This is a genomic window from Nonomuraea sp. KM88, assembly GCF_052245635.1.
Taxonomy (GTDB): Bacteria; Actinomycetota; Actinomycetes; order Streptosporangiales; family Streptosporangiaceae; genus Nonomuraea.
This window is the reverse complement of record NZ_JBQQCC010000005.1, coordinates 391,426-407,043: the sequence shown is the minus strand read 5'-3', so window position 1 is coordinate 407,043 and position 15,618 is coordinate 391,426. Positions and strand designations below refer to the sequence as shown.

Genomic DNA, 15,618 nt, shown 5'->3' with positions numbered 1-15,618 from the left:
ACCTCACGGACCCGCGGTGATGGTGATCTGGGCGGGCAACGCGTCCAGCAGGATGAGGACTCCCGCTATCCCGACGATCCAGCGCAGGGTGGTGCGGGAGCCGGAGTCGAGCCTGCCCTGCCACCGTTCGAACCGTTCGCGGATCCGCTCGCCCAGGGCGGCCCATACGGCGAAGAGCAGGACGCCGGGGATCACCATGATGGTCACGTAGACGCCGAGGAGCGGCGACCATTGGGCGGCGGGCAGGCCGGCGAGGGTCATGATGCCGATCGCGCCGAAGTAGGGCACGGCGGTGGCGAACTCGAACAGCCAGGTCGCCAGCCCCAGCAGCAGCATCGAGCGCATGGTGAAGGACCGTGCCCTGACGGACGCGCGTTCGGGGTCCCGGTCCGGGATGAAGTAGCTGCCCACCACGAGGGCCGCGCCGAAGGCGGCCTGCCCCCAGGCCCACACGGTGTCATCGACGCGGGGCACGACAGCGCCCAGGCCGAGCATGAACAGCACGCCGAGGGCGAAGTACGCGATCGCGACCGTGCCGAGATAGCCGCCGAGCAGCAGGCTCACGCGGTGCGGCCTGGCCAGCAGCAGGTAGAGCGTGATCCCGATCACCGCGGGGCTCAGCGTGTCGAGCAGGGCCAGCCCCAGCACCGCCACGATCGTCTCGATCGGCAAACCTGTCTCCCTCGGGGGTCGGAGGATCGTAATAACACGCTCGTGTCAGTACATTAGCACGGGCGTGTTAGCACATGCGTATTAACATGTGGACGTGCCACGACTCGTTGACCACGACCAGCGACGGGCCGAGCTCGGCGAGGCGGCCATCCGGATCATCCTGCGCGACGGGCTGGCCGGCGTGACCGTCCGCGGCGTCGCCGCCGAAGCCGGCTGGTCCACCGGCTCCTTGCGGCACTACTTCAACAATCAGCACGAGTTGCAGGCCTACGTCGTCCAGGCCACCACCGACGCCCTCCGCCGGCGGGTCCTCCCGCGTGTTCAGCGGCCCCGTACCGAAGGCCCGGTGGTCGAGCAGGTCGCCACCATCGTGGAGGAGATGCTGCCGCTCGACGACGAGCGGCGCGAGGAGTACGCGCTGTGGTCGGCGGTCGTGGAATGGGAGCGTCACCACCCTCAGGAAGGGGGCTCGGTGACGTGGAACGACCAGCGGGCGCTGCACCGCCAGTGCATCGCGGCCCTGCGCGGGCACGAGCCGGTACGCGACCCGGGACAGGCCACGGCCGCGCACCCCGATGCCGAGGTCGAGCTCTGGGCGGCTCTCCTGCACACGTTCGTCGACGGGCTCGCCTCCCAGATCGTCCACACCCCCGGCCAGGTGCCGGCCGGCACGGCCAGGCACCTGCTGCGTTCCCTGCTGCGTGCCGTACCCCGGCCGGATCCTCCCGCGCACCACCCGCAGAGCCGCTGATCCGCGTGGACCGGGACGGCGCTCTGGCCGGCGTCTCGTATCCCGGTGGCAGATGATCGAGTTGAATGTTGTGGGATACCTCCATGACTGAAGCGTGCCGTTCTGGTGTGAGATCGACCCCATGAAGGATGAAGGGAAGCAGCGCAGGTTCCCCACGGGCGACCTGGCGAGAGTGGCCGTGTTCGCCGCGTTGATCGCCGTGCTCGGGTTGCCGGGCACCATCAACGTCTTCGGCAACGCGGTCCCGATCACCCTGCAGACCGCGGGCGTGATGCTGGCGGGCGCGATCCTCGGCTCCTGGCGGGCGGCGCTGGCCGTCGCCGTGCTGCTCGTGCTGGTCGCGGCCGGCCTGCCGCTGCTGGCGGGCGGGCGCGGCGGGCTGGGCGCCTTCACCGCGCCGTCGGCGGGATTCCTGCTGGGCTGGCTGCCCGGCGCGGCCGTGACCGGCTGGCTGGTCGAGCGGGCGGGCCGCCGGCCAGGCTGGATCCAGCTGTTCGTGGCGAGCCTGGTGGGCGGCGTCGGCGTGGTCTACCTGGTCGGGATTCCCTTCCAGGCGATGGTCTCCGGCGTGTCGCTGGGCGCGGCGGCGCTGCTCACGGCCGCGTTCCTGCCCGGCGACGTGATCAAGGCGGTCGTGACGGCCTACGTCGCCCGGGGAGTGCAGGCCTCCTACCCCGACGCGGTGCCCGCCGTGCACCGCGAGCGGCTGCGCACCGGGGAGCGTTGACCCCGCGATGCCGGTAGCAGAACACGTGCTGCGGCACGCCGCCGAGCGTCCGGCGCGGCCGGCGGTGTGCGGCCAGGACGGCGAGCTCTCCTACGCCGAGCTCGCCGCGAACCTCCAGGGCGCCGCCCGGCACCTGCGCGGCCGGGGGATCGGCCCCGGCGCGCTGGTCGCGATCGGGCTGGCCGGTCCGGTCGCGCTGCTGACCGCCGTGCTCGCCGCCGACCTGGCCGGCGCGACGCCGCTGGTGGGCGACCCCGCCTGGGGGCGCGAGCGCTGGGTGCGCCTCACCGGCGCGGTCATGCCCGACCTCCTGGTGACCGAGCCTCTCCCGTACGCGCCCGGTCCGGCCATGACCCCGCACGCGGCCCCCGCCGACCTGGCGTGGGCCTGCTTCAGCTCCGGCAGCACGGGCCGGCCGCGCGCCGTCCTACGCCGCCGCGCGTCGTGGACGGACTCGTTCGCGCACCTCAGCGACCTGGCCGGGATCGGCGCCGAAGACGTGATCCTGGTGCCGGGGCCGCTGACCTCCAGCCTGTACGCCTTCGCCGCCGTGCACGCGCTGGCCGCCGGCGCGACCGCCGTCCTGCCCGGCCGCCGCCCCGGCAGGGAACTGAAAGCCCGGGCGGAGTCGGCCACCGTCGTGCACCTGGTGCCGCACCTGCTGGACGACGTCCTACGCCGTCAGCGCGGCTCAGGGGCGCTGCGCACGGCCGTGGCCGGCGGCGCGGCCCTCGCCCCGGGAGGGCGCGCGGCCGCGGCGCGGGCGGGGGTGAACGTCGTGGCGTACTACGGCGCGACCGAGCTGTCGTTCGTGGCCGTCGACGCCGACGGAGGCGGGCTGCGCCCGTTCCCCGGCGTGGAGATCGAGGTCAGGGCCGAGCCGGGGGCGGCGCTGGGCGAGGTGTGGGTGCGCTCGCCGTGGCTGGCCGACGGCTATCTGGGTGACGTGCCCGGCCCGTTGCGGCGCGGCGCGGGCGGCTGGGCCAGTGTGGGCGACGTGGCGCGGCCCTACCGGGAGGGTGAGGTGCTGCGGTTGCGCGGCCGGGGTGAGGGCGCGATCCAGACCGGCGGCGCGACCGTCGTGGCCGAGGACGTCGAAGAGGTGCTCAGGACGGTGCCGGGTGTGGGCGACGTCGTGGTGGTCGGCTCGCCGCACCCGTCCCTGGGTTCGGTGGTCACGGCGATTCTCGAGGCGGAGGGCGCCTCGCCGCCGTCGCGGGAGCTGCTGGAGGCGATGGCCAGGGGCGGGCTGGACGCGGTTCAGCGGCCGCGCCGCTGGTACGCGGTGCCGAGCCTGCCGCGTACGCCGTCGGGCAAACCCGCCCGCGCCCTGGTGGCGGCCCGGCTGGCGGGCGGCGATCCCGACATCCGGCGGCTGGTCTGATGGCCGTCGTGGTGGCGGCCCGGCGCACGCCCATCGGCACGGCCGGGCACGCGTACAAGGAGCTGACCGTCGACCGGCTGGCCGCCCCCGTGATCGCCGCGGTGGTGGACGACGTAACGGGTGACGGTGCAGGTGACAGGGCTGGTGACAGGGCCGGGCGGGCGGTGGAGGACGTCGTGCTGGGCAACTGCATGGGCCCTGGCGGGAACGTGGCGCGGGTGTCCGCGCTGGCGGCCGGCCTCGGGCACGCCGTACCGGGGGTCACGGTCGACCGGCAGTGCGGCAGCGGCCTGGCCGCGATCCTGCTCGCCGCGCAGGCGGTGCGCGCGGGTGACGCGGACCTGGTGATCGCGGGAGGTGTCGAGAGCGCGTCGACCGCGCCGCACCGCACCCGCCGGGGGGAGGCGGAGCCGTACGCCAGGGCGCCTTTCACGCCCGCCGGGCACCCCGACCCGGACATGGGTCCGGCCGCGGAGGCGCTGGCGGCCTCGTGCGGCGTCGTCAGGGAGCGCCAGGACGCCTACGCCTGCCGTAGCCACGCGGCGGCGCTGGCCGCCCGCGAGGCGGGGCGGTTCGAGGGGGAGATCGTGCCGGTCGGCGGGCGGGCCGACGATCAGCGGCCGCGGCCGCTGCGGGCGTCGTCGCTGGCCCGGCTGCCCGCGGCGTTCGTGGCCGGGGGTACAGTGACGGCCGGCAACGCGTCCCCGGTCAGCGATGGCGCGGCGGCCGTGGCCATCGTGCCCGACCACCTGCGCGCGGGCCTGCCGGGGATGCGGCTGGTGGCCGGGTCCGTCGTCGGGTGCGATCCCGGGCTGCCGGGGTGGGGGCCGGTGCCCGCCGTGCGGCGGGTGCTCGCGCGTGCGGAAGTCGAGATGGAACGGGTGGCGGCGGTGGAGATCGTGGAGGCGTTCGCGGCGCAGGTGCTGGCCGTCACCGACGCGCTCGGGCTCGACCCGCTCGGCGCCGACGGGGAGCGGGTGTGCCCCGACGGTGGCGCGCTGGCGCTGGGGCATCCGTGGGGCGCCTCCGGGGCGGTCGTGGTGGCCAGGCTGTTCACCCGGCTCGTCCGTGGCGGCGCCCCGCCGGGCACGCTCGGCCTGGCGACGGCCGCGGTCGGCGGCGGCCTGGGCGTGGCCGCGCTGTTCGAGGTGGTGTGAGGTGATCGAGTTCGCGGACGTGCACGTCCGGCTGGGCGGCCGTGACGTGCTGCGCGGCGTCACCGCCCGCCTTCCCGAGCGGCGCGTCGGCGTGGTCGGCGCCAACGGCTCGGGCAAGAGCACGCTGGCCAGGCTGATCAACGGCCTGGCCGTGCCCACCTCGGGCAGCGTGACCGTGCTCGGTCTCGACACCCGGCGGCAGGCGGCGAAGATCCGGCGGGCGGTCGGATTCCTGTTCACCGATCCCGACGCGCAGATCGTGATGCCGACGGTGGCCGAGGACGTCGCCTTCTCCCTGCGCCGCAAGGGCCTGGAGCGGGAGGAGGTGGCGCGGCGGGTGCACGAGGCGCTGGCCGCGTACGGGCTGGCCGGGCACGCCGACCATCCCGCGCACCATCTGTCGGGCGGCCAGAAGCAGCTGCTCGCCCTGTGTTCGGTGATGGTGCTGCAGCCGGAGATCCTGGTGATGGACGAGCCGACCACGCTGCTGGACCTGCGCCATTCCCGCCAGGTCGCCGAGGTGCTGCGCGAGCTGCCGCAGCAGGTGGTGGCGGTCAGCCACGACCTGCCGCTGCTGGCGGACTTCGACCGGGTGCTGGTGCTCGACCAGGGCAGGATCGTGGCCGACGGCAGCCCGCAGGAGGCCATCGGACACTACAGGAAGATGATGGCGTGAACAGCCTGACCGGCGCCTACGTGCCGGGTTCCTCGCCGCTGCACCGCCTGCCGGCCGGGGCGAAGCTGGCCGGGCTGGCGGTGGCCTGCACGGTGCTGGTGCTGCTGTCCTCGCCGGCGGCGCTGGCCGGCGCGGCGGCCGTCGTGGCCGGGCTCTACGCGGTGTCGCGGGTGGGGCCGGCGGCGGCGTGGGCTCAGGTGCGGCCGGTGCGCTATTTCGTGGTGGCGCTGTTCGGGCTGCAGTGGGTGTTCGTCGGCCTGGAGGGGGCGGCGGTCACGACGCTGCGGGTGCTGCTGGCCGTCGCGCTGGCGGGGCTGGTCACGCTGACCACCCGCACGTCGGCCATGATGGCGGCGCTGGAACGGTGTCTGGGGCCGGCGAGGCTGGTCGGGCTCGACCCGTTCCGCCTGTCGTTGCTGCTGTCGCTGACCGTACGCAGCGTGCCCGTCATCGCTGCGCTGGCCGGGCGCGTCCGGGAGGCGCAGCGGGCCAGGGGGGTCGAGCGCAGCCTGCGCGCCTTCGCCGTGCCGCTGGTGGTGAGCTCGCTGCGGCACGCCGACGCGCTGGGGGAGGCGCTCAGCGCGCGCGGGCTGGACGACTAGTTATACCCGTGTTGACTTATATAAGTGTGACCTGAAATAGTGAGCGGCGTGCACGCATTCGACGTCCTCGGAGATCCGGTGCGACGCCGGATCCTGGAGCTGCTCGCCGAGGGCGAGCGCAGCTCCGGCGAGGTGACCGCGGTCATCCAGCAGGAGTTCGGCATCTCCCAGCCGGCCGTCTCCCAGCACCTGCGGGTGCTGCGCGACAACGGGTTCGCCAGCGTGCGCGCCCAGGGCGCCAGGCGGCTCTACGCCGTCGAGGCGGGGCCACTGCGGGAGGTCGACCTCTGGCTGGAACGATTTCGCGGTTTCTGGAACCAGCGGCTCGACGCGCTGGCCACCGAGCTGGCACGGGGCAAACGCGAACGCCGCGCTCAAGACGACACGAAGGACACTTGATGAGTTTCATCGACGAGCTCAACCGAGCCCACCGCGAGGTGGTCAACGGCGAGCGCAAGACCGTGGCGCTGCGGCGCCACTACGACGCGGACGTGGAGGACGTCTGGGAGGCCTGCACCGACGCCGAGCGGCTGAGCCGCTGGTTCCTGCCGGTCACCGGGGACCTCCGGGTGGGGGGCACGTACCAGCTCAAGGGCAACGCGGGCGGCGAGATCCTGCGCTGCGAGCCGCCGCGCCTGCTCAAGGTCACCTGGCTGTTCGGCCCCGACCCCGGCTTCTCCGAGGTCGAGGTGCGGCTGTCGGCCGAGGACGGCGGCACCCTGTTCGAGCTCGAGCACACCGCCGAGATGCCGGCCGAGATGTGGTCGCAGTACGGGCCCGGCGCGACCGGCGTGGGCTGGGACCTGTCGCTGCTGGGCCTGGGCCTGCACCTGTCGGGCGGCGAGCAGGTGGACGAGGCAACCTTCCACCTGACCGCCGACGGCCGCAGCTTCATCATCGCGACCAGCCAGGCGTGGGGTGAGGCGTTCCAGGCCGCGGGCGCCCCCGCCGACCAGGCCGCCGCCGCCGTGGCCGCCACCACCGCCTTCTACGCTCCCGAGGAGGAGTCCCCCGCATGACCCAGAAGATTCACACGTTCCTCATGTTCCAGAAGGGCGAGGCCGAGGAGGCGATGACGTTCTACGTGTCGCTGTTCGACGACGCCAAGGTGACCCGTCTGGAGCGCTTCGGCCCGGGCGAGCCCGGCGCGGAGGGCTCGGTCAAGCGCGGCACGTTCACGCTGGCCGGCCAGGAGTACATGTGCCTGGACAGCCCCACGCCGCACGGCTTCGACTTCACGCCCTCGATGTCGCTGTTCGTCGACTGCGACACCGAGGAGGAGCTCGACCGCCTGTACGCGGCGCTGGCCGAGGGCGGGGGCGAGCTGATGCCGCTGGGCTCCTACGGGTTCAGCACGAAGTTCGGCTGGGTCAACGACCGTTTCGGCGTCTCGTGGCAGCTCAACCTGGCCTGAACGCCCGCCCCGCGGCCGATCAGAGCCCGGCCCCGGGCGGCGCCGGCCCATGGCCGGGGCGCCCGGGGGCGTGATCGGGACGCGGGGCCGTCACCCGGACCTACGTGTCGGTCCCGTAGGTCCCGTAGGCCGGAAGCCCCGTCGGTTCGAAGGTGTGCACCGACAGGCCGCCCGGTGTCGTCTGGTGGCCGGCGAGCCGCAGGCCGGCGGGGGCGCCGCCGTCCGGGAACAGGCGCCGGCCCCGGCCCACCACCACCGGGGCGATCACGAGTCGCAACGTGTCGATCAGCCCGGCGGCCAGCAGAGACTGCGCCAGCCGGGCGCTGCCGTGGATCTGCAGTTCCCTGCCGGGCCGCCGCTTCAGCTCGGCGACCCGGGCGGTGACGTCGCCGGACAGGATCGTGGTCGGATTCCATTCGGCCCTGGTCAGACTGTTGGAGGCCATGTACTTCGGCAGCCCGTTCATGAGCTCCGCGGAGGGATGGTCGGTCATCTTCGGCCAGTCCCGCGCGAAGTTCTGGTAGGTACGGCGGCCGAACAGGAACGCGTCCGCCTGGCGGAGCCAGGTGCCGGCCAGCCGGTCGAACTCCTCGTCCAGGTGCGGCACGAACCAGCCGCCCCGCATGAACCCGTCGCTGGTGTCCTCGTCCGGGGCCCCCGGCCCCTGGGAGACACCGTCGAGGCTCAGGAACTGCTGCACAACCAGCTTCATGGCCTATCACACACTCTCTTCGGCCCCGATGGCCGACTCAGTCGCTTTCGGGGGGAGACTCCCTCCCTACTGTTGTGGACACCGTGGCGTGCCGAAACTCATCGGTCCTGGCACGTCGGTCGTGGCCGGCCACCGCTGACGAGGGCCGACGGGTCGTGTTCGGGCGGGCCGGCCGGCCACCAGCCGCCGTCGCGTTCGGTGAAGGGGTACCACCGCCCGTCGCGCCCGTAGCGCAGTTGCAGCGGGCCGAGCGTCCAGCGGTTGCGCCACGCCTCGACGGGCGGCGGGCCCGTGCCCTCCCAGCCGGCCTCCAGCCGGGCTCGCGCCCTGGCCAGGTCCTGGCGGGGCGGCGTCCACGGGGTTTCGAGCACGTCGAGGCCGTCGGCGCCGCCGTACCTCCAGGCCTCGACGGCGGCCTCAAGCCCGCGGTCGAGCCCGAGGCCGTACTCGGCGGCCAGCCGTACGCGGTCCTGGTGTTCGGTGAGGCGGGGCAGCCGCCCGCGCAGCAGCAGCTCGCGCGCCCGGGAGGCGGCGGAGGCGGCCAGCACGCCCAGCGCGTCGACGTCGACGCCGATGTCGCCGCCGGGGCCGGGCTCGAGCGCGGGCGGGGTGAAGGCGACGTCGTCCGGCGGCGGGGCGGGCAGCGGCGGTGTCCCCAGCGCGAACGCCTCGGCGGCCGGCACGCCCCCGGGTTCACGGGCGGGATCGCCGGCAGGGACGTCGCTCCGCTGGAGCGCCTCGATCAGCTCGTCCCGGCCGCGCCCGCGCATGAGCAGCAGCACGAACGGGTCGGCGTCCAGCAGCCACGAGGCCTGGTAGCACAGGGCGGCCGCGTGCTTGCACGGGTGGCCCCAGTCGGGGCAGGAACATTCGGGCTCCAGATCGCCGACGGCGGGCAGCAGCGGCACGGCGGCGTCCTGGGCGGCCTCGACCAGGTCGTGCGGCATGTCGCGGTCGAGGAGCGCGGCGATGTGCCCGGCCTTGGCGGCCACCTGGCCGAGGAAACGTTCCCATGCGGCGCCGGTGAGCTCCTCGACGCGTACGACGGTGTCGTACTCGTTCTCGGCGACGGCGGCGATGCGGCCGGGGCTGACGGTGATGGGGCCGAGCTGCCCGGTCTTGGCGTACGCGCGGCCCTTGCGCAGCAGGACGTGGTCGAGGGAGGTGTCCTCCATGGCCTTGACCCAGGCGCGGCCCCACCAGGAGGTGGCGAAACGGGCGCCGGCCCGCTGGGGGGCGAAGGCGGGGAACCCGCGGGCGGCGTTCACCTCAGCTCCACGAGCGCGGCGAGGTCGGCGTCGGTCAGTTCGGTGAAGGCGGCCTCGCCGGAGGCGAGCACGGCGTCGGCGAGCGAACGTTTGGCGGCGAGCATGCCGGCGATGCGGTCCTCGATCGTGCCCTCGGCGATCAGGCGGTGCACCTGGACGGGACGGGTCTGGCCGATGCGGTAGGCGCGGTCGGTGGCCTGGTCCTCGACGGCGGGGTTCCACCAGCGGTCGTAGTGGATGACGTGGTCGGCGTTGGTGAGGTTGAGGCCCGTACCGGCCGCCTTGAGCGACAGCAGGAACACCGGCGCCCGGCCGTCCTGGAAGCGGCGGACCATCTCCTCGCGGCGGGCGACCGGGGTGCCGCCGTGCAGCAGCTGGGTGCCCACGCCCCGGGCGGTGAGGTGGCGTTCCAGCAGGCGGGCCATGGCGACGTACTGGGTGAAGACCAGCGCCGCGCCGTCCTCGGCGGTGATGGTGTCGATGAGCTCGTCCAGCAGTTCGAGCTTGCCGGAGCGGCCGGGCAGGCGCGGGTCGGCCTCGTGCAGGTAGTGGGCGGGGTGGTTGCAGATCTGCTTGAGCCCGGTGAGCAGCTTGACGATGAGGCCGCGCCTGGCCATGCCCTGGGCGTCCCTGATCCGGGCCATGATCTCGCGTACGGCGGCTTCGTACAGCCCGGCCTGCTCCGTGGTGAGCGCGACGGGACGGTCGGTCTCGGTCTTGGGCGGCAGCTCGGGCGCGATGCCCGGGTCGCTCTTGCGGCGGCGCAGCAGGAACGGGCCGACCAGCCGCGCCAGCCGTTCGGCCGCCTGGCGGTCGCCGGACTCGACGGGTTTGGCCCATCGCGCCCTGAACCTGCTGAGCGGGCCGAGCAGTCCGGGCGTGGTCCAGTCGAGGATGGCCCACAGCTCCGACAGGTTGTTCTCCACGGGGGTGCCGGTCAGCGCGACGCGGGCGGCGGCGGGGATCTCGCGCAGGGCCTTGGCGGTCCCGGACGCGGGGTTCTTGACGTGCTGGGCCTCGTCGGCCACGAGCAGGCCCCACGGGTGGGCGGCCAGGCGGTCCGCGTCGAGACGCATGGTGCCGTACGTGGTCAGCACGAACCCCTCGTCGGCGGGCGTGCGGGCGGAGCCGTGGTAGCGGCACACGGGCACGCCGGGCGCGAACCTGGTGATCTCCCGCTCCCAGTTGCCCAGCAGCGAGGCCGGGCACACCACGAGCGTCGGGCCGGTGCCCGTGCGGTGCAGGTGGAGGGCGATCACGGTGATCGTCTTGCCGAGGCCCATGTCGTCGGCCAGGCAGCCGCCGAGGCCGAGGGAAGTCATCCTGGCCAGCCAGCGCAGCCCGGCCAGCTGGTAGTCGCGCAGGGTGGCGGCCAGCCCGGGCGGCGGGCCGACGTCGGCTGGCTCGGCGAGGCGTTCGCGCAGGTCGCGCAGCCAGGCGGTGGGCTCGGCCTCGATCTGCTCGCCGTCGACCTCGACCGTCCCGGTCAGGGCGGCGCCGAGCGCTTCGAGCCCGGTCAGGGGCTTGAGCTCCCGGCGGGCCTTGCGGGCCAGGTCGGGGTCGATGAGCACCCACTGCTCGCGCAGCCGTACGACGGGGCGGTGGGCCTCGGCGATCAGGTCCATCTCGGCGGGGGTCAGGCGTTCGCCGCCGAGGGCGAGCTGCCAGTCGAAGCTGGTCAGCTGGTGGCCGCCGAGGAACGAGGGCATGTCGGAGGGCGCGCTGTCGCGCTCGCCGATGACCGCGCGGGCGCTCAGGCCGCGTACGAGTGACTTGGGCCAGTGCACCTCGACGCCGATGGCGGCCAGGCGCTCCGCGGCGCCGGCGAGGAGGTCGTCGACGTCACCGTCGGAGAGGGTGAGCTCGTCGGGGACCGCGCTGTCGAGCAGCCGTTCGAGGCGAGGCCAGGCGCGGGCGGCGCGGCGGACTGCCAGGGTGGTCTCGATCCTGGCGCGGGCGCCGAGGCCGTGCCCACCGCCATGCCCGCCGCGCTGCCACAGGGCGGCGGCGTCGACGACGAGCGAGGGGTCGGCCAGGCTGTGCACCTGGACGACGGCGCGGAACTCACCGGCCAGCTCACCGGCGAGGTCACCTGCCGGCTCGCCGGACAGGTCGCCGGCCTCCAGCCGCAGCGACAGGCGCACGCCGGCGTCGAGCCCGGCCGACACCTCCTCGGCCCATCCGCGCAGGTGCGGCACCTTGACGGGCTTCATGGCGGCGTAGGCGGTGGTGCCGGTGGCCCTGACGGCGCCGGGGGAGCGCGGCATGGTGTCGGCGACCGCGTCCAGGAAGGCGCGCACGAGCGGTTCGGCGTCGGGCAGCCTGATCCCGGCGTCCCGCGGGTTTCCCAGGGGTGCGGCGCGGGCAGTGGGGGGCATGGCATCGGCCAGGTCGCGTACGCGCCGGAGGTCGGCGGCGTCCAGCGGCCCCGCCCGCCAGGAGTCGTGCTCGCCCGCCGTCACCCCGGGCAGCACGCGGCCCCGCGTGACGAGTTGGAGCGCCACGAGGGCCACCGCGCCCCAGAATCGTGTGGCAGGGTGGACGTCGGGGCCGGTGCGGGCCCGGGCCAGCGCGGCCACTGCCTCGTGCACCGGCACGACGGTCGCCGCGACCTGCTGGGTGCGCACCTCGCCACCGTTCTGCTCGGCCACCGTCATGGTGGACTCGCCGTCCGGATCGAGAAAGGCGACCACCCCCGACCTGGGGGGATCGCCGGGTTGGAAGACTGCCGCGTGTCGTACCAGATCCGTCAAGGGGCTCACGGCCGTACAGTGTACGGTACGTCGGGGCTGTGGTTTACCGCAGTCCTGGACGGCCACCTGCCGCATTACCGTCATGTCCGATCTTGCCTAGCGTTGGTGCCATGACTGACTGGCTGGTTGGACTGATGGAGAGCCTCGGGGCGCCCGGGGCGGGCCTCGCGATTGCGCTGGAGAACCTCTTCCCGCCCCTGCCGAGCGAGGTGATCTTGCCGTTGTCGGGCTTCACCGCCAGCAGGGGCGAGCTGGGCCTGATCGAGGTGCTGGTGTTCACGACGCTCGGCTCGGTGCTGGGGGCCCTGGCGCTCTACGGGGTGGGCGCGGCGCTGGGCCGCGAACGCACCCTGGCGCTGGCCGCCAAGCTGCCACTGGTGAAGACGTCCGACATCGAGAAGACCGAGGCCTGGTTCGGCCGCCACGGCCGCAAGACCGTCTTCTTCGGCCGGATGATCCCCGTCTTCCGCAGCCTGATCTCCATCCCCGCCGGCGTGGAGCGCATGCCGCTGCCGATCTTCACGGCGCTGACCACGGCCGGCAGCCTCATCTGGAACACGATCTTCGTGATGGCCGGCTATCTCCTGGGCGAGCAGTGGTCGGTCGTCGAGACGTACGTGGGGGCCGGCAGCTACGTGGTGGTCGGCCTGGTCGTGCTGGCCATCCTGGTGTTCATCGGGGTCCGGCTGACCGAACGGCGCAAGGGCAGGCATGCGTCTGGCCGCTGAGGGCCTGCGGCTGCTCGGCGCCGTGACGCTCGGCGCCATGACGGCGCTGTGCGGGCTCGTGTTCCTGCTGGTGGCGCTGCCGTTCCTGGCCAATCCCAACGTCGTCGCCGCCTCCCGGCGCCTGGCCCGGCTCGAAGCCCGCCGCCTGCGCCTGGACACCGCCGGCCTCACCGCGCTCACGGAGAGCGACCTGGGCGCGTCTCGCTACCTCGCCGCGCGCGTCCCGCTCGGGCTGCTGGGCGGGATGGTGATCGCGCTGCTCGTCTACGGCACGGGCGCGGCGGTGTACATCGTCGTGTTCTGGGGCCAGGGCAAGCCGCTGGACGGCATGCTGCCGTCCGTGCCCCTGCTGGCCTACACCGTGGTGGCCGGCAGCGTGCTGCTGTTCCTCGACCTGTCGGGCATCGTCGGGGTACACGCGCTGGAGCGCATGCTGATCATGCGGATGCTGGGCCCCGACCGCACCCAGGTGCTGGAACGCAGGATCGCCGAGCTGGCCGAGAGCCGGGCCGGCATCGTGGCCGCGGTCGACTCCGAGCGGCGCAGGATCGAGCGTGACCTGCACGACGGGCTGCAGCAGCGGCTGGTGGCGCTGTCGATGCTGATCGGACGCTCGAAGCGGGGCCGCACGGAACTGCTGGAGCAGGCGCACCAGGAGGCGCAGGAGGCGCTCGCGGAGCTGCGCGAGGTGGCCTGGCGGGCCTATCCGAGCGGCCTGGACTCCCTCGGTCTGGGCGAGGCGCTGGCGGGCGTGGCCGAGCGGTCCAACGTTCCCGTCAAAGTAGCCTGCGAGCTGCGGCGACGGCCGCCGATGGCGGTGGAGACGGCGGCCTACTTCGTGGTCAGCGAGGCGGTGACCAACGCCGCCAAGCACGCCGCCGCCACGCTCATCACGGTCGAGGTGGACGAGGAGGACTCCCAGGTGGTCGTGCGGGTGCGCGACGACGGCCGCGGCGGCGCGAGCCCGGCGGGCGGCGGCCTGTCCGGGCTGGCCAGGCGGGTGGCGGCGCTGGACGGCACGTTCGAGCTGACCAGCCCGCCGGGCGGTCCGACGTCGATCACGGCGGTGCTGCCGTGCGGGTGATCCTGGCCGAGGACTCCACGCTGCTGCGCGAGGGCCTGGTCCGGCTGCTGGTGGAGGAGGGCCACGAGGTCGCCGCCGCGGTGGCCGACGCCGAGTCGCTGGTGTCGGCGGTGGCGGCGTACGAGCCGGACATCGCGGTGGTGGACGTGCGCATGCCGCCGACCCACACCGACGAGGGGCTGCGAGCCGCCCTGGAGATCAGGACACGCTGGCCGGCGGTGAAGGTGCTGGTGCTGTCGCAGTACGTCGAGAAGAGGTACGCCACCGAGCTGATGAGCGCGGACGTCGAAGGGGTCGGCTACCTGTTGAAGGACCGGGTGGCGCAGGTCGGCGACTTCCTCGACGCGCTGGAGCGGGTGGGGGCCGGGGGAGCGGCGTTCGACCCCGAGGTGGTGCGGCAACTGCTGGCCCGCACCACCCAGGTCGATCCCCTGGCCCGGCTCACCGCGCGCGAGCGCGAGGTGCTGGAGCGGATGGCGCAGGGGCTGACCAACGCCTCGATCGCGCAGGCGCTGCACGTGTCGCAGAGCGCGGTGGAGAAGCACGTCAACTCGCTGTTCGACAAGCTCGGTCTGTCGCACACCGCCGGCTACAGCCGCCGGGTGCTGGCCGTTCTGCACTTCCTGGAGTCCTGAGTCCCATGGTTGTTCCTTCGGTGGCGGGTCAGGGGCGGAGCATGGTCTTGATGGCGCGGCGTTCGTCCATCGCCCGGTAGCCCTCGGCGGCCTCCTCCAGTGGGAGGTCGAGATCGAAGACCCTGCCGGGATCGATCTTCCGGTCCCAGATCAGGTCGATGAGCTCGGGCAGGAAGCGCCGGACCGGAGCCGGGCCGCCGTGCAGGTGCACGGCGGAGAAGAACAGCTCCTCGCCCGGCAGCGCGACGTCGTGGCTGACGCCGACGTAGCCGACGTGGCCGCCGGGCCGGGTGGAGCGGATGGCCTGCATCATCGATTCCTGGGTGCCGACGGCCTCGATGACCGAGTGCGCGCCCAGACCTCCGGTGAGCTCCTTCAGCTGGGCGACGCCCTGGTCTCCGCGTTCGGAGATGAGGTCGGTGGCGCCGAACTCGACGGCGAGCTCCTGCCGGTCGGCGTGGCGGCTGAAGACGACGATGCGTTCGGCGCCGAGCTGCCTGGCGGCCAGGACGCCGAGCAGCCCGACCGCTCCGTCGCCCACGACGGCGACCGTCCTGCCGGGCCCGGCTTCTGCGGCGACGGCGCCGAACCAGCCGGTGCCGAGCACGTCGGAGGCGGTCAGCAGGCTGGGGACGAGGCCCGCGTCCGGTTGGCCGGGGGTGGCGACGAGGGTGCCGTCGGCCAGCGGGATCCGGGCGTACTCGGCCTGGGTGCCGATCGCGCCCATCAGCTCGGCGTGCACGCACCGGGACTGGTAGCCCGCCCGGCAGATCTCGCAGGTGTTGTCGGAGGCGAAGAACGAGCCGACGACGAAGTCCCCGACCTTGATCGTTTCAACCTGGTCGCCGGTCTGCTCGACGACGCCCACGTACTCGTGTCCCATCGGTGCCGGGCCGTCACCCTGGTCGATGCCGCGGTAGGGCCACAGGTCCGAGCCGCAGACGCACGCCGCGGTGACGCGGATGATCGCGTCGGTGGGCTGGACGATCCGCGGGTCGGCGCGGTCCTCGACGCGTACGTCGCCCGGGCCGTGCAGAACTGCTCCACGCATGACA

17 protein-coding genes are annotated in these 15,618 nt (G+C 73.6%); 12 read left to right on the top strand and 5 right to left on the bottom strand.

The genetic code is table 11. The annotated features are described in order from the left end of the window. Positions 1 to 3 precede the first annotated feature (3 nt). Entirely contained in the window at positions 4 to 672 is a 669-nt protein-coding gene (locus ACTWPV_RS18535; protein ID WP_443152711.1) for a GAP family protein, read from the bottom strand. Between the two features lie 94 nt (positions 673 to 766). Here ACTWPV_RS18535 and ACTWPV_RS18530 point away from each other — a divergent pair, with 94 nt between their 5' ends. The 9 genes from ACTWPV_RS18530 (at position 767) to ACTWPV_RS18490 (ending at position 7,383) form a co-directional block, all read left to right on the top strand. Further along, positions 767 to 1,423 (top strand): TetR/AcrR family transcriptional regulator, encoded by a 657-nt coding sequence (locus tag ACTWPV_RS18530; protein ID WP_443152710.1) that lies wholly within the window; start codon positions 767 to 769, stop codon positions 1,421 to 1,423. A gap of 121 nt (positions 1,424 to 1,544) precedes the next feature. After that, positions 1,545 to 2,150 (top strand): biotin transporter BioY, encoded by a 606-nt coding sequence (locus tag ACTWPV_RS18525; protein WP_347648137.1) that lies wholly within the window; start codon positions 1,545 to 1,547, stop codon positions 2,148 to 2,150. Positions 2,151 to 2,157: 7 nt separating this feature from the next. Next, complete coding sequence (locus ACTWPV_RS18520; RefSeq protein ID WP_443152709.1) at positions 2,158 to 3,534, top strand: class I adenylate-forming enzyme family protein; 1,377 nt, start codon at positions 2,158 to 2,160, stop codon at positions 3,532 to 3,534. Then, a complete protein-coding gene (locus ACTWPV_RS18515) occupies positions 3,534 to 4,691 on the top strand; it encodes a thiolase family protein (protein ID WP_443152708.1) in 1,158 nt (385 codons plus the stop codon). The genes ACTWPV_RS18520 and ACTWPV_RS18515 overlap by 1 nt, the downstream gene beginning before the upstream one ends. 1 nt (position 4,692) lies before the next feature. Then, positions 4,693 to 5,367, top strand: a complete 675-nt coding sequence (locus ACTWPV_RS18510; protein ID WP_443152707.1) for an energy-coupling factor ABC transporter ATP-binding protein — start codon at positions 4,693 to 4,695, stop codon at positions 5,365 to 5,367. After that, entirely contained in the window at positions 5,364 to 5,969 is a 606-nt protein-coding gene (locus ACTWPV_RS18505) for an energy-coupling factor transporter transmembrane component T family protein (protein ID WP_443152706.1), read from the top strand. Before ACTWPV_RS18510 ends, ACTWPV_RS18505 begins: the two co-directional genes overlap by 4 nt. A gap of 48 nt (positions 5,970 to 6,017) precedes the next feature. Further along, the gene (locus ACTWPV_RS18500) at positions 6,018 to 6,368 is read left to right on the top strand and encodes an ArsR/SmtB family transcription factor (RefSeq protein WP_347648132.1); all 351 of its coding nucleotides are present in this window, start codon (positions 6,018 to 6,020) and stop codon (positions 6,366 to 6,368) included. Next, positions 6,368 to 6,988 carry an SRPBCC family protein gene (locus ACTWPV_RS18495; RefSeq protein ID WP_443152705.1) on the top strand — a complete coding sequence of 207 codons (621 nt, stop codon included), beginning with the start codon at positions 6,368 to 6,370 and terminating at the stop codon, positions 6,986 to 6,988. The genes ACTWPV_RS18500 and ACTWPV_RS18495 overlap by 1 nt, the downstream gene beginning before the upstream one ends. Next, a complete protein-coding gene (locus ACTWPV_RS18490; RefSeq protein WP_347648130.1) occupies positions 6,985 to 7,383 on the top strand; it encodes a VOC family protein in 399 nt (132 codons plus the stop codon). The genes ACTWPV_RS18495 and ACTWPV_RS18490 overlap by 4 nt, the downstream gene beginning before the upstream one ends. 100 nt (positions 7,384 to 7,483) lie before the next feature. Here the strand turns inward: ACTWPV_RS18490 and ACTWPV_RS18485 are convergent, their stop codons facing one another. From ACTWPV_RS18485 to ACTWPV_RS18475, 3 genes are all read right to left on the bottom strand, one after another. Beyond that, entirely contained in the window at positions 7,484 to 8,095 is a 612-nt protein-coding gene (locus ACTWPV_RS18485) for a dihydrofolate reductase family protein (protein ID WP_443152704.1), read from the bottom strand. 98 nt (positions 8,096 to 8,193) lie between these two features. Further along, positions 8,194 to 9,363 carry an SWIM zinc finger family protein gene (locus tag ACTWPV_RS18480; RefSeq protein WP_443152703.1) on the bottom strand — a complete coding sequence of 390 codons (1,170 nt, stop codon included), beginning with the start codon at positions 9,361 to 9,363 and terminating at the stop codon, positions 8,194 to 8,196. Then, positions 9,360 to 12,125, bottom strand: coding sequence for a DEAD/DEAH box helicase (locus ACTWPV_RS18475; RefSeq protein ID WP_443152702.1), 2,766 nt, complete (start codon positions 12,123 to 12,125; stop codon positions 9,360 to 9,362). The genes ACTWPV_RS18480 and ACTWPV_RS18475 overlap by 4 nt, the downstream gene beginning before the upstream one ends. Before the next feature lie 101 nt (positions 12,126 to 12,226). Here ACTWPV_RS18475 and ACTWPV_RS18470 point away from each other — a divergent pair, with 101 nt between their 5' ends. The 3 genes from ACTWPV_RS18470 to ACTWPV_RS18460 are packed head-to-tail and all read left to right on the top strand — an operon-like array spanning position 12,227 to position 14,563. After that, the gene (locus tag ACTWPV_RS18470) at positions 12,227 to 12,844 is read left to right on the top strand and encodes a DedA family protein (protein WP_347648126.1); all 618 of its coding nucleotides are present in this window, start codon (positions 12,227 to 12,229) and stop codon (positions 12,842 to 12,844) included. Further along, entirely contained in the window at positions 12,828 to 13,928 is a 1,101-nt protein-coding gene (locus tag ACTWPV_RS18465) for a sensor histidine kinase (protein WP_443152701.1), read from the top strand. Before ACTWPV_RS18470 ends, ACTWPV_RS18465 begins: the two co-directional genes overlap by 17 nt. Further along, entirely contained in the window at positions 13,919 to 14,563 is a 645-nt protein-coding gene (locus tag ACTWPV_RS18460) for a response regulator transcription factor (RefSeq protein ID WP_347648124.1), read from the top strand. The genes ACTWPV_RS18465 and ACTWPV_RS18460 overlap by 10 nt, the downstream gene beginning before the upstream one ends. 28 nt (positions 14,564 to 14,591) lie before the next feature. On the opposite strand, the gene ACTWPV_RS18455 is transcribed toward ACTWPV_RS18460, so the two are convergent. Next, positions 14,592 to 15,614, bottom strand: a complete 1,023-nt coding sequence (locus ACTWPV_RS18455) for a zinc-dependent alcohol dehydrogenase family protein (protein ID WP_443152700.1) — start codon at positions 15,612 to 15,614, stop codon at positions 14,592 to 14,594. Positions 15,615 to 15,618 lie beyond the last annotated feature (4 nt).